The following is a 12,056-nucleotide window of genomic DNA, read 5'->3' on the forward strand; positions in this document are numbered from 1 at the left end:
AGGAGGACTGATGAGCGACCGGAGACCCCACGTCTCCGGCGACGTGCTCGCCTCGCGGTACGAGCTCGCCGACCTGGTCAGTGAGAGCCTCGGCGCCTCCAACTGGCGTGCTGTCGACCGGGTCCTGCACCGCAACGTGCGGGTCGAGCTGCTCCCCGCCGACGATCCCCGGGGCCCGAACTTCCTCGAGGCCGCCCGCCGCTCGACCAGCGTCACCGACCACCGGTTCCTGCGGGTTCTCGACCTGCTCCAGGACGAGGACGGCGTCCACGTCGTGGTGCGCGAGTGGGCCAAGGCCACGCCGCTGAGCCGCCTGCTGGCCCAGTCGCCGCTGCCGAACCGCCGCGCCGCCGCAATCGTCGCCGAGGTGGCCGAGTCGCTCGCCCACGCGCACGACCGCGGCCTCGTCCACCGCCGGCTCACGCCGCACCAGATCATGCTGAAGGAGTCCGGCGCGGTCCGGATCGTCGGGCTCGGCGTGGCCACCGCGCTAGCGCCCGCCGACCACCAGGACTCCGACGACGACCTCGCGGCCTACCGCGCCGCCGACGTGCAGGCCCTCGGCAAGCTGCTCTACGCGTGCCTGGTGAGCCGCTGGCCCGGCGGGCACGTCGACGGGCTGCGGGCCGCTCCCACCGAGCACGGGCACCTCCTGCGGCCGCGGAAGGTGCGCGCCGGCGTCCTGCGCGACGTCGACGACATCTGCGACCGCATCCTGGAGCCGGCTCGGCACCCGCACGACGCGCTCACCACCGCCGGAGACATCGCGCGTGAGCTCTACGAGGCCCGCGAGGGCGACGAGGACCTCTTCGACGAGCCGCTCGGCTACGACGTCACCTCGCCCGACCTGCTGCGCCTCGACCCGGTGGTCGAGCCGTCGGGACCGCCGCCCGGCCTGGAGCCCCCGCGGCGCCGCCCGAAGGCGTTCGAGCCCAAGCCGCCCACGCGCCGCGAGCGATTCGCCGCCCGCATGCAGATGATGACGCACGGCGACCGGGCCCTGGTGCTGCTCGGCCTGGTGACGGCGATCATCCTCTCGGGCGTGCTGGCGTTCCTCGTGGGGCGCGAGGCCGGACGCGAGGGCGACCCGTACGCCCAGTCCGCCCCGGACGTCCCGGTGCGGGTGCTTCCGGTCTCGCGCGTCGTCGACTTCGACCCGCAGGGCGAGGACGGGAGCGAGAACCCGGAGCAGGCGGAGGCCATCCTCGACGAGGATCCCGACAACGGGTGGCGCACGAGCACCTACTACGGGCGCGCCGACCTGGGCGGGCTCAAGGACGGCGTCGGACTGATCCTCGATCTCGGCACCGTGCGGCAGGTCGAGCAGGTACGGCTGCGCCTCGCGGGCAGCCCCACCGACCTGTCGATCCTGACCGCCCCGTCGTCGATCAGCGAGCTGCCGACCTCGCTCGACGACCTGCGCGAGGTCGCCACGCTGAACGGCGCCGCCGAGGACCTCTCCGTCGCCCTGCCGCGCGACGTCCGCACGCGGTACGTGGTCGTGTGGCTGCGCGGACTGCCCCGGATCGCCGAGGGTGAGTACCGCGGGGAGATCCGCGCCGCGATCGTCCGCGGCCGGTGAGCCGCCGGCGATGGCAGGGAACATTCACCACCTAGAATCCGTTGAAGCACGTGAACCCGATCGAAAGCGCTCCTCCATGACCGACGACGTCCGCAGTCTCATCATCATCGGCTCCGGCCCCTCCGGGTACACCGCCGCCATCTACGCCGCGCGTGCCAACCTCAAGCCGCTCGTGTTCGAGGGCTCCGTCACCGCCGGTGGCGCCCTGATGAACACCACCGACGTGGAGAACTTCCCCGGCTTCCCCGACGGCATCATGGGCCCGGCCCTGATGGACAACCTGCGCGCCCAAGCCGACCGCTTCGGCGCCGAGCTGGTGTCCGACGACGTCACCTCGGTCGACCTCACCGGCGACATCAAGACCGTGGCCCTGGCCAACGGCAACACCTACCGCGCCCACGCCGTGATCCTCGCGATGGGCTCGGGCTACCGCAAGCTCGGCATCGAGGGCGAGGACGCGCTCTCCGGGCACGGCGTCAGCTGGTGCGCCACGTGCGACGGCTTCTTCTTCCGCGGCAAGGACATCGCCGTCGTCGGTGGCGGCGACTCCGCCGTCGAGGAGGCGCTGTTCCTCACCCGCTTCGCCGACAAGGTCACGCTGATCCACCGTCGCGACGAGCTGCGCGCCAGCAAGATCATGGCCGACCGCGCCTACGCCAACGACAAGCTCGAGTTCGCGTGGAACAGCGCCGTCGACCAGATCCACGGCGACGGCATCCTCGAGGGCGTCACGCTGCGCGACACCGTCACCGGGGAGACCCGCCGGCTCGACGTCAGCGGCCTGTTCATCGCGATCGGCCACGACCCGCGCTCCGAGTTGCTCACCGGGCAGGTCGACCTCGACGACGAGGGCTACGTCCTCGTCCAGCCCGGCTCCACCGCCACCAACCTGCGCGGCGTCTTCGCCGCGGGCGACCTCGTCGACCACACCTACCGCCAGGCCATCACGGCCGCGGGCACCGGCTGCCAGGCCGCCCTGGACGCCGAGCGCTTCCTCGCCGACATCGAGCATGCCGGCTTCCCCGAGCCTGCGGTCGCCCTGACCGACTGACCACCACCACCCAGAGGAGAATCCATGGCTGACATCGCCGCCGTCACCGACGCCGACTTCGAGTCCACCGTCCTGAAGGCCGAGGGCCCGGTCCTCGTCGACTTCTGGGCATCCTGGTGCGGCCCGTGCCGCCAGCTCGCGCCCATCCTGGAGGAGATCGCGAACGAGAAGGAGGGCGCGCTGACCATCGTCAAGATGGACGCCGACGCCAACCCGGTCACCCCCGCGCAGTACCGCGTGACCGGCCTTCCCACGATCAACCTGTATTACCAGGGCGAGCTCGTGCGGAGCATCGTGGGCGTCCGCCCCAAGTCCGCGATCCTCACCGAGATCTCGGAGTTCGTGGCCTGACCTGCTGAATCAATAAATCCACTTGTCGATTTGTCGACAAGTGGATTTATTGTTTTCTCGACTACTGCGGAGGAGCGGGAGCCGGGTCCATCAGTTCGACGATGCGCTCCAAGTCCCCGATCGTGGCGAACTCGACCACGATCTTGCCCTTGGACTTGCCGAAGTCGACCTTGACCCGGGTGTCGAAGCGCTCGGAGAGCCGGTGTGCGAGCTCGCCGACCCGCGCCGAGGTGGGGCGCGTCGACAGCTTGCGCGCCGCCGGGGTGGCCTCCTCCTCGCCGAAGCGGACGATCTCCTCGAGCTGGCGCACGGAGATCCCTTCCGCGACGACCCGGGAGGCCAGACGGTCCTGCAGGTCGGGGTTCGGCACCGACAACAGGGCACGGGCATGTCCTGCCGAGAGCACACCGGCCGCCACCCGGCGCTGCACGGCCGGGGGCAACTTCAACAGGCGAATCGTGTTGGTGATCTGGGGACGGGAGCGCCCGATGCGCTCGGAGAGCTCCTCCTGCGTGCAGCCGAAGTCCTCGAGCAGCTGCTGGTACGCAGCCGCCTCCTCCAACGGGTTGAGCTCGGACCGGTGCAGGTTCTCCAGCAACGCGTCGCGCAGCAGGTCCTCGTCGGTGGTCTCGCGCACGACTGCCGTGATGGTCGGCAGCTCGGCCTTCTGGTGGGCGCGCCAACGCCGCTCCCCCATGATCAGCTCATAGGTCTCCGCGCCGGTCTGGCGCACCACGATCGGCTGCAGCAGGCCGATCTCCTTGATGGAGTGGACGAGCTCGCCCATCGCCTCCTCGTCGAACACCGTGCGCGGCTGGCGAGGGTTCGGCGAGATCTGGCCCACGGGGATGTCCCGCAGTCGGGCCCCCTGGATCTCGGCGAGTCCGGACTCCTTCGCCTGGGCCGGCGAGGTGGGGATCAGGGCCGAGAGTCCGCGGCCGAGACCGGGTCGGGGGTTGCTCATGACGATGCTCCTTGCTGCGCGAGGGCCGCGCCGCGCTCAGTGATCTCGCGAGCAGCCTCCAGGTAGGACAGCGCTCCCGTCGAGTTCGGATCGTACGTGATGATCGTCTGCTGGTAGCCCGGTGCCTCACTGATGCGCACCGAGCGCGGAATCGCCGTGGAGAGCACGCGATCGCCGAAATGGCCTCGAACCTCAGCCGCCACGCTCGACGAGAGGTTCGTTCGGGCGTCGTGCATCGTCAGCAAGATCGTCGAGACGTCAAGGTCGGAGTTCAGGTGCTGCTGGACCAGCTCGATGTTGCCGAGCAGCTGGCTCAGTCCCTCCAAGGCGTAGTACTCACACTGGATCGGGATCAGCACCTCGCGCGCCGCCACCATCGCGTTGACGGTGAGCAGGCCCAGCGAGGGAGGGCAGTCGATGAAGACGTAGTCGATGTCCCGGCCGGGGCCGGCGAGGTAGTCGTCGATGGCCGTGCGGAGCCGACGCTCGCGCTGCTCCAGCATCACCAGCTCGATCTCCGCGCCCGCGAGGTCGATCGTGGCCGGGACCACGCGCAGACCCGGGACGTCGGGACTCGTCTGGATCGCGTCCTGAATCGGCAGCGCGTCGAGGAGGACCTCGTACGTCCCAGGGGTGCCCGACCCGTGAGGGATCGCGGCCGCGGTGGACGCGTTGCCCTGGGGATCGAGATCGATGAGCAGCACCGACAGCCCCCGCGCGGCCATCGCGGCGGCGAGGTTCACCGACGTGGTCGTCTTGCCCACGCCGCCCTTCTGGTTGGCGACCACGAAGACACGCGTCTTCCGGGGACGGTCGTACCGGCCGGTGGAGGCCAGACGTTCCATCAGTTCGACGTGGTATCCGGCCTGATCCGCGAGGGGAGTGGACGCTGACGCCCTCAGCGGCTCCTCGGCGAAGTCAGCGGCAGTCGGGATCGTCACTACGGCTCCTGTCGTGTTTCACGTGGAACATCGGTGGTCCCACGGTGTGTCATCGGCGGCGCTGGACTTCGACGAGCGTGGTGGGAACCTCGAGATCCCACCGGTGCCCGTACGTGGCCACCACGATATCGCCGGCCTTGAGCCGAGCGAGGGTGGCGCGCGCAGTCTCCACCTCTTCGGCTGCACTGCGGCCCTTGAGCGCCAGCATGAGTCCACCCGGCTTCACGAGCGGCATGCACCAGCGCGCGAGCTTGTCCAAAGCGGCCACGGCACGCGACGTCACGACGTCGAAGGTCTGGTCGACGTCCTCAGCGCGTGCCCGCAGCACAGTGACCTGATCGTCGAGACCCAGATCGGCCACCACCTCCTCGAGCCATGTGGTGCGGCGCAGGAGGGGCTCGATCAGGGTGACGTGGAGGTCAGGGCGGGCAATCGCCCAGACCAGGCCGGGTAGTCCGGCTCCCGAGCCCACGTCCGCAACGCCGGCGCCCTCGGGCACCCGGGGGACGGGCGCCGCGCAGTTGAAGAGATGCCGTTCCCACAGCCGGTCGACCTCACGAGGGCCGATCAGACCTCGCTCGACCCCGGAAGTGGCCAGAAGTTCGGCGTAGCGCTCGGCGAGCGGAAGCCGCTCACCGAACACCGTTTCACGTGAAACAGTCACTCGGCCGGGAGTACCACGACGTGGCGGCCTGCGCCGGCGCCGTCAGACTCACTCCGCAGGCCGGCGTCGGCCACGGCGTCGTGGATGACCTTGCGCTCGAAGGGGGACATGGGCGCCAGGGCAACGGACTCGCCTTCGGCCTTGACGCGCTCAATGGCCTCAGCGGCAATCTCCACGAGCTCAGCCTTGCGCGCCGCGCGGTGACCGTCGACGTCGAGCATCAGCCGGCTGCGGGCGCCGGTCTCGCGGTAGACCGCCAGGCGCGTGAGCTCCTGCAGCGCATCGAGCACCTCGCCGTCGCGTCCCACGAGGTGACTCAGGTTGCCACCGATGATCTCCACAGCGGCACGGTCGCCGTCCACGTCGATGTCGATGTCACCATCGAGGTCGGCGATGTCGAGCAGTTCTTCGAGGAAGTCGGCGGCGATGTCGCCTTCGCGTTCCAGATCGGTGTCACTCATCGGAATCCTCCTTGGCGGGCTTGGTCGGCTTCGGCGGCGTACCACCGGACTTGCGTCGCTTGTCGCGTGACTGCTTCTTCGGCTGCTGGCGCTTGATGCGCTGCTCCTCAGCCTCGGCCTTCGCCTCGGCGATCGGGTCGTCCTGCACGAGCTTGCCCTTGGCCCGGTCGCGGTCCTGCTTCGCCTTGAAGGCGGGGGTGCCGGGAGCGGGGTTGTTGCGGATGACCCAGAACTGCTGGCCCATGGTCCAGAGGTTGGAGGTCGTCCAGTAGACGAGCACGCCGAGCGGGAAGGCGACACCAGACACGGCGAACACGACCGGCAGGACGTAGAGCAGGATCTTCTGCTGCTGCGCGAAGGGGCCGTTGAGCGCCTCCGGCGGCATGTTCTTGGCCATCAGCTGCTTCTGGGTGAAGAACTGCGTGGCGCACATGGCGATGACCATCACCATGGCGATGATCTTCGTCTCGATGTGCTCGCTGGAGAGGAAGGTGTCGGCGATCTTGCCGCCGAGCCACTGGGCGTTGGCCAGCGACTCGGCCTGCTCACCGGAGAGGAAGCCCTTGGCACCCTCGGCGCCCTTGCGCGCTGCCTGGTCGATCACGCGGAACAGCGCGAAGAAGATCGGCATCTGCAGCAGCAGCGGCATGCAGGAGGAGAACGGGTTCGTGCCCGTCTCCTGGAACAGCTTCATCTGCTCCTGGGCGAAGCGCTCCCGGTCGTGCCCGTACTTCTTGCGCAACTCCTGCAATTGCGGCTGAATCAGCTGCATGTTCCGGCTGGAGTTGATCTGCTTGACGAACAGCGGGATCAGCATCGCACGGATCGTGATCGTCAGGCCCACGATCGACAGCACCCAGGTCCACCCGGCGTCGGGGTCCATGCCGATCTGCTCGAACAGCCAATGCCACCCGAGGATGATCCCCGACACGAAGTAGTACAGCGGCGTCATGATGGCGCCACCGATGCTGCTTAGGAAGTCGAACATGCTTCTCCTCGTTCATGGGCGCGGGCAGGTACGGGGTCGTACCCGCCTGACGCCCAGGGATGACAGCGACCCAGACGACGGATCGCGAGCCAGCAGCCCTTGAGGGCGCCGTGCGTCTCGACCGCCTCGAGGGCGTAGGCCGAACAACTGGGGTGGTAGCGGCACACCTGCCCGTACATCGGGCTGATGACCAGGCGGTAGGCGCGCAGCAGGCTCGCCACGATCCAGCGCATCATCGCCGGACTCGCGACGACGCGGTCTGCAGTGCCTGGTCGAGCTGGGGAGCGAGCTGCGCCGCGGGCCGGCGGGCCGAGCCGGGAAGCGCACGGATCACGACGCGTGATCCGGCCGGGACGGCGTCGATGCGCTCACGCATGAGGTGTCGCAGGCGGCGCTTCACCAGGTTGCGATCGTGGGCCGGGCCCACCTTCTTCGACACGACGAAACCGACGGACGTGACGTCCGCCGGTTCGACAGGTCCGCCCACGTGGACGACGAGGTCGGGCTGCACACCCTTGCCACCGCGACGAATCGCCTGGCGGAACACCTCACCGTCGCGCATGCGGTGCACGCGCGGCAGCACGCGGAATCAGGCCGACAGCTTGTCGCGGCCCTTGCGGCGGCGCGCGGCCAGGATCGAGCGGCCGGCACGCGTGCGCATGCGGAGGCGGAAGCCGTGCTTCTTGGCGCGGCGACGGTTGTTCGGCTGGTAGGTGCGCTTGCTCACAGGAGGTCCTTCGGTACGAAAACGTGGCCCAGTTGGAGGAGGCCACCGCTCGCCCACGACTGGAACTGTTCATGGGCACGCGGCGGACGTCGTTCGAGACGACCCCTCCACGGTACGGGGGGCGGCATGACGCGGTCAAACCGACCCAAAGCGGCCAGTCTTATCCTGATCGCCCAAGTGGGTCCACGCGACACGCCGGAGGGCCTCCACAAATCTGTCAACCCGCTTGTGACTGGTCCGTACCGGCTGCTAGCGTCACGGGATATCCACAGGACACCACCTTGCACGGTCGTGTCATCCATCCGACTCGTACACAGCGTGTGGACAACAGTGTGAACAACCGGCGGCAGCCGCATTCGGTGCCGCTGTCGAACTCGGGAATTTCCTGCTACGGCAAGAAGGAAGGCTGTGCGGTGCGCGACGAGGCTGAGCTGGATCTGGAGACCGTATGGCGCGATTCCGTCGCCACCTTGTCCCCAGGAGCCAAGGTCTTCGTCTACGCGGCCAAGCCCCTCTCGCTCCACAACGGCATCCTCATCGTCGCCGTCCACGACGATCTGTCCCGGGCCCAGCTCGAGTCGCGTGTGCGCCCCGCGCTCGAGCAGTCGCTGACGACACAGGCCGGCGAGGACATCCGCCTGGTCGTCACGATCGATCCCGAGGTCGTCGACGAGACACCCGACCTGCTCTCCTCACGCATCACCGTGGAAGAGGATCCGGGAGACGACAAGACGACAAGTAGATTTGTCGACAAGGACGATGACTTCGAGGACGACGACGATTCGCTGACTCCCAGCTGGGTGAGCCGGCCCACCGCCTCCAAGGGCGGCCCCGGCCCCTCGCACCGCGCGAACATCGCCGAGGCCCGGCTCAACTCGCGCTACCAGTTCGAGAACTTCGTCATCGGCTCGTCCAACCGCTTCGCCCACGCCGCCGCGGTCGCGGCCGCTGAGGCACCGGGCAAGGCCTACAACCCGCTGGTCATCCACGGCGACTCCGGCCTGGGCAAGACCCACCTGCTCCACGCCATCGGCCACTACGTCATCAACCTCTACCCGTCGTCCCGGGTTCGCTACGTCAGCTCCGAGGAGTTCGTCAACGACGTCATCAACGCGATCGGTGAGAACCGCACCCCCGCGCTGCGACGCAAGTACCGCGAGATCGACGTGCTGCTGGTCGACGACATCCAGTTCATCGAGAACAAGGACGCGACGCAGGAGGAGTTCTTCCACACCTTCAACGCGCTGCACAACGAGAACAAGCAGATCGTGATGACGTCCGACCGGCCGCCGTCGGAGCTGCGAACCCTCGAGGAGCGCCTGCGCAACCGCTTCAGCTGGGGCCTTCAGACCGAGATGCTGCCGCCCGACCTCGAGACCCGCATCGCGATCCTGCGCAAGAAGGCCGCCACCGAGAAGCTCACGGCGCCGGCCGACGTGCTCGAATTCATCGCGAGCAAGGTCCAGACGAACATCCGTGAGCTCGAGGGCGCGCTGATCCGCGCCACCGCCTTCGCCAACCTCAACGGCACCACGGTCGACCTCCAGCTGGCCCAGATCGTGCTGAAGGACCTGATCGCCGAGGGCGACGACCCCGAGATCACCGCCGGCATGATCATGGCCCAGACCGCGGCCTACTCCGAGTACACGATCGAGGAGCTGTGCGGCCCCAACCGCTCGCGCAACCTCGTGCTCGCCCGCCAGATCGCGATGTACCTGTGCCGCGAGCTCACCGAGATGTCCCTGCCGCAGATCGGCGGTGAGTTCGGCGGCCGCGACCACACCACGGTGATGCACGCCGAGCGCAAGATCCGCAAGCTCATGGCCGAGAAGCACGCCGTGTACAACCAGGTCACCGAGCTGACGGCCCGGATCCGCCAGCAGGCACGACAGTCCTGACTACCTGCGCCCCACCCACACCTGGGGACACTCCTGTGCATGAAGGCCCCGAATCGGTGCATCCGGGCGATCTGCATGTGAATGACATGTGAACACGCGATGATCGTCCACAGCCCGAGCGAGTCCCCCCACTGCGCCGAACACAACTTCATCCACCGGCCGAAACGCCGCCCCGCAGCAAAAACCACGGTTGTCCACCGAATCCACAGGCCCTACTACGACGACGGAAAGTACTAAGACCGAAACCCGAGTCGAAGTCACCAGCACCCATGGGTGTGGAAGAAGGCTCACCGTGGCAGGATTCGACTGACGAATGAGAGGCCCCCGAACGTGAAGTTCCGCATCGATCGCGACACCCTCGCCGACGCCGTCGGCTGGACCGCCCGGAGTCTGCCGACCCGTCCGAGCGTCCCCGTCCTCACCGGCCTCCTGCTCGAGACCGTCGGCGACGAGCTCCACCTCTCGGGATTCGACTACGACACGTCCACGCGGGCCACGCTGCCCGCCGAGGTGAGCGACGAGGGCAAGGCGCTCGTCTCGGGCCGACTCCTGGCCGAGATCGTCCGCTCCCTCCCGGCCGGCAAGCCGGTCGACGTCGCGCACGACGGCACCAAGGTGCAGGTCACGTGCGGCAGCTCGCGCTTCAGCCTCCAGACCATGCCGGTCGACGAGTACCCGCAGCTCCCGGCGATGCCCACGTCCTCGGGCACGGTCAAGGCCGACGACTTCGCCACCGCCGTCGGCCAGGCCAGCGCCGCCGCGTCGCGCGACGAGATGCTCCCGCTGCTGACCGGCATCCGCCTCGAGCTCGAGGGCTCCACGATCTCCCTCATGGCCACCGACCGGTTCCGCGCCAGCCTGCGCGACCTGGCCTGGTACCCCGAGGCGTCCGACATCTCGGCGCGAGCCCTCGTGCCCGCGCGCGTCCTGTCCGACACCGCGAAGGCACTCACCGCGGGCGGCGACATCACGATCGCCGTCTCCACCAGCGAGACCGGCGACGGCCTCATCGGCTTCGAGGGCACGGTCGGTGGCGGCGTCCGCCGCACCACCACGCGCCTGCTCGAGGGTGACTTCCCTCGCGTGCGCCAGCTGTTCACGGCCCAGGCCGAGACGGTCGCCTACGTCGGCACCCAGACCCTCGTCGACGCGGTCAAGCGCGTCGCGCTGGTCGCCGAGCGCAACACGCCCGTCCGCCTGTCGTTCTCCGAGGGCCAGGTGCTCCTCGAGGCCGGCAGCGGCGACGAGGCGCAGGCGTCCGAGAGCGTCGAGGCCACGATCGAGGGCAACGACATCTCGATCGGTTTCAACCCCAACTACATGCTGGAAGGGCTGTCGGTCATGACCGAGCCGGTCGTGCACCTGTCCTTCACGCAGCACACCAAGCCTGCCGCGATGTCCGGAGTCGCGGAGGTGGGAGCGGATCCCGATGGCGCATTCCGCTACCTGATCATGCCGGTTCGCCTGCAGAACTGAACGCGCCACGACGTCGGGAGGCGCTCATGCACATCGGACTCGTCGGACTGGGAAAGATGGGCGGCAACATGCGTACGCGCATGCGCAATGCCGGCCTGACCGTGGTCGGCTACGACCGCGACCCCGAGCTCAGTGACGTCGGCTCGCTCGCCGAGATGGTCGAGCAGCTGCCGTCGCCCAAGGTCGTGTGGGTGATGGTCCCGCACGGCGACCCCACGCACAGCACCATCACCGAGCTCAAGGAGCTGCTCTCCGAGGGCGACGTGGTCGTCGACGGCGGCAACTCGCGCTGGACCGACGACGAGATCCACGCGGCCCAGCTCGCCGAGAAGAACATCGGCTACGTCGACTGCGGTGTCAGCGGTGGCGTGTGGGGCCTGGAGAACGGCTACGCGCTGATGGCCGGCGGCGACGCCGCCGACGTCGCGAAGGTGCAGCCGGCGTTCGACGCCCTGCGCCCCGACGCCGAGAACGGCTTCGTCCACGCCGGGCGCGTCGGTGCCGGCCACTTCAGCAAGATGGTCCACAACGGCATCGAGTACGCCATGATGCAGGCCTACGCCGAGGGCTACGAGCTGCTCGAGGCCGTCGACATGGTCGACAACGTCACCGAGGTGCTGAACTCGTGGCGCGTCGGCACGGTCGTCCGTTCGTGGCTGCTCGACCTGCTGGTCAAGGCGCTGGAGGACGATCCGCACCTGTCGCAGATCCGCGGCTATGCCGAGGACTCGGGCGAGGGTCGCTGGACCGTCGAGGCCGCGATCGCCAACTCGGTGCCCGCCCCCACGATCGCCGCCTCGCTCTTCGCGCGGTTCGTGTCGCGCCAGGACGAGTCGGCCGCGATGCAGGCCGTCGCCGCGATGCGCCAGCAGTTCGGCGGCCACGCGGTCCGTGCGGCCGAGGAGAGCCCGGACGTCCCTCCGGCCTCCTGACGCCGGCCGTAGGCTGGGCCC

At 68.7% G+C, this 12,056-nt stretch carries 14 protein-coding genes; 6 read left to right on the plus strand and 8 right to left on the minus strand.

Annotated features, from left to right (window positions below):
• The first annotated feature begins 10 nt into the window (after window positions 1–10).
• From B2363_RS12920 to trxA, 3 genes are all read left to right on the plus strand, one after another.
• Window positions 11–1,582: a protein kinase family protein gene (locus tag B2363_RS12920; RefSeq protein WP_286930697.1), complete on the plus strand. Its 1,572-nt coding sequence runs from the start codon at window positions 11–13 to the stop codon at window positions 1,580–1,582.
• 76 nt (window positions 1,583–1,658) lie between these two features.
• Window positions 1,659–2,633 carry a thioredoxin-disulfide reductase gene (trxB, locus tag B2363_RS12925; protein WP_286930698.1) on the plus strand — a complete coding sequence of 325 codons (975 nt, stop codon included), beginning with the start codon at window positions 1,659–1,661 and terminating at the stop codon, window positions 2,631–2,633.
• Window positions 2,634–2,657: 24 nt separating this feature from the next.
• On the plus strand, window positions 2,658–2,984 hold the full coding sequence (gene trxA, locus B2363_RS12930; RefSeq protein ID WP_078699626.1) for a thioredoxin: 327 nt from the start codon (window positions 2,658–2,660) through the stop codon (window positions 2,982–2,984).
• 61 nt (window positions 2,985–3,045) lie between these two features.
• On the opposite strand, the gene B2363_RS12935 is transcribed toward trxA, so the two are convergent.
• The 8 genes from B2363_RS12935 to rpmH are packed head-to-tail and all read right to left on the minus strand — an operon-like array spanning window position 3,046 to window position 7,729.
• Complete coding sequence (locus B2363_RS12935; RefSeq protein ID WP_286930699.1) at window positions 3,046–3,948, minus strand: ParB/RepB/Spo0J family partition protein; 903 nt, start codon at window positions 3,946–3,948, stop codon at window positions 3,046–3,048.
• Window positions 3,945–4,889 (minus strand): ParA family protein, encoded by a 945-nt coding sequence (locus B2363_RS12940; RefSeq protein ID WP_376785978.1) that lies wholly within the window; start codon window positions 4,887–4,889, stop codon window positions 3,945–3,947. Before B2363_RS12940 ends, B2363_RS12935 begins: the two co-directional genes overlap by 4 nt.
• Before the next feature lie 49 nt (window positions 4,890–4,938).
• Window positions 4,939–5,553 carry a 16S rRNA (guanine(527)-N(7))-methyltransferase RsmG gene (gene rsmG / locus B2363_RS12945; protein ID WP_286930700.1) on the minus strand — a complete coding sequence of 205 codons (615 nt, stop codon included), beginning with the start codon at window positions 5,551–5,553 and terminating at the stop codon, window positions 4,939–4,941.
• Window positions 5,550–6,014: a protein jag gene (locus tag B2363_RS12950; RefSeq protein ID WP_286930701.1), complete on the minus strand. Its 465-nt coding sequence runs from the start codon at window positions 6,012–6,014 to the stop codon at window positions 5,550–5,552. Before B2363_RS12950 ends, rsmG begins: the two co-directional genes overlap by 4 nt.
• Window positions 6,007–7,002: a membrane protein insertase YidC gene (gene yidC / locus B2363_RS12955; protein ID WP_286930702.1), complete on the minus strand. Its 996-nt coding sequence runs from the start codon at window positions 7,000–7,002 to the stop codon at window positions 6,007–6,009. Before yidC ends, B2363_RS12950 begins: the two co-directional genes overlap by 8 nt.
• The gene (yidD, locus tag B2363_RS12960; protein WP_181756153.1) at window positions 6,987–7,235 is read right to left on the minus strand and encodes a membrane protein insertion efficiency factor YidD; all 249 of its coding nucleotides are present in this window, start codon (window positions 7,233–7,235) and stop codon (window positions 6,987–6,989) included. The genes yidC and yidD overlap by 16 nt, the downstream gene beginning before the upstream one ends.
• The gene (rnpA, locus tag B2363_RS12965) at window positions 7,235–7,585 is read right to left on the minus strand and encodes a ribonuclease P protein component (RefSeq protein ID WP_286930703.1); all 351 of its coding nucleotides are present in this window, start codon (window positions 7,583–7,585) and stop codon (window positions 7,235–7,237) included. Before rnpA ends, yidD begins: the two co-directional genes overlap by 1 nt.
• Before the next feature lie 6 nt (window positions 7,586–7,591).
• Complete coding sequence (gene rpmH / locus B2363_RS12970) at window positions 7,592–7,729, minus strand: 50S ribosomal protein L34 (RefSeq protein ID WP_078699619.1); 138 nt, start codon at window positions 7,727–7,729, stop codon at window positions 7,592–7,594.
• Window positions 7,730–8,199: 470 nt separating this feature from the next.
• On the opposite strand from rpmH, the gene dnaA reads away from it, so the two are divergent.
• From dnaA to gnd, 3 genes are all read left to right on the plus strand, one after another.
• A complete protein-coding gene (dnaA, locus tag B2363_RS12975) occupies window positions 8,200–9,627 on the plus strand; it encodes a chromosomal replication initiator protein DnaA (RefSeq protein WP_286930704.1) in 1,428 nt (475 codons plus the stop codon).
• A 330-nt stretch (window positions 9,628–9,957) separates the two neighbouring features.
• Window positions 9,958–11,103 carry a DNA polymerase III subunit beta gene (dnaN, locus tag B2363_RS12980; RefSeq protein ID WP_181753559.1) on the plus strand — a complete coding sequence of 382 codons (1,146 nt, stop codon included), beginning with the start codon at window positions 9,958–9,960 and terminating at the stop codon, window positions 11,101–11,103.
• A 26-nt stretch (window positions 11,104–11,129) separates the two neighbouring features.
• Window positions 11,130–12,035, plus strand: a complete 906-nt coding sequence (gene gnd / locus B2363_RS12985) for a phosphogluconate dehydrogenase (NAD(+)-dependent, decarboxylating) (protein ID WP_286930705.1) — start codon at window positions 11,130–11,132, stop codon at window positions 12,033–12,035.
• The last annotated feature ends 21 nt before the right edge of the window (window positions 12,036–12,056 follow it).

The sequence above is a fragment of the Aeromicrobium sp. UBA7512 genome (assembly GCF_002476985.1).
Classification (GTDB): domain Bacteria; phylum Actinomycetota; class Actinomycetes; order Propionibacteriales; family Nocardioidaceae; genus Aeromicrobium; species Aeromicrobium phoceense.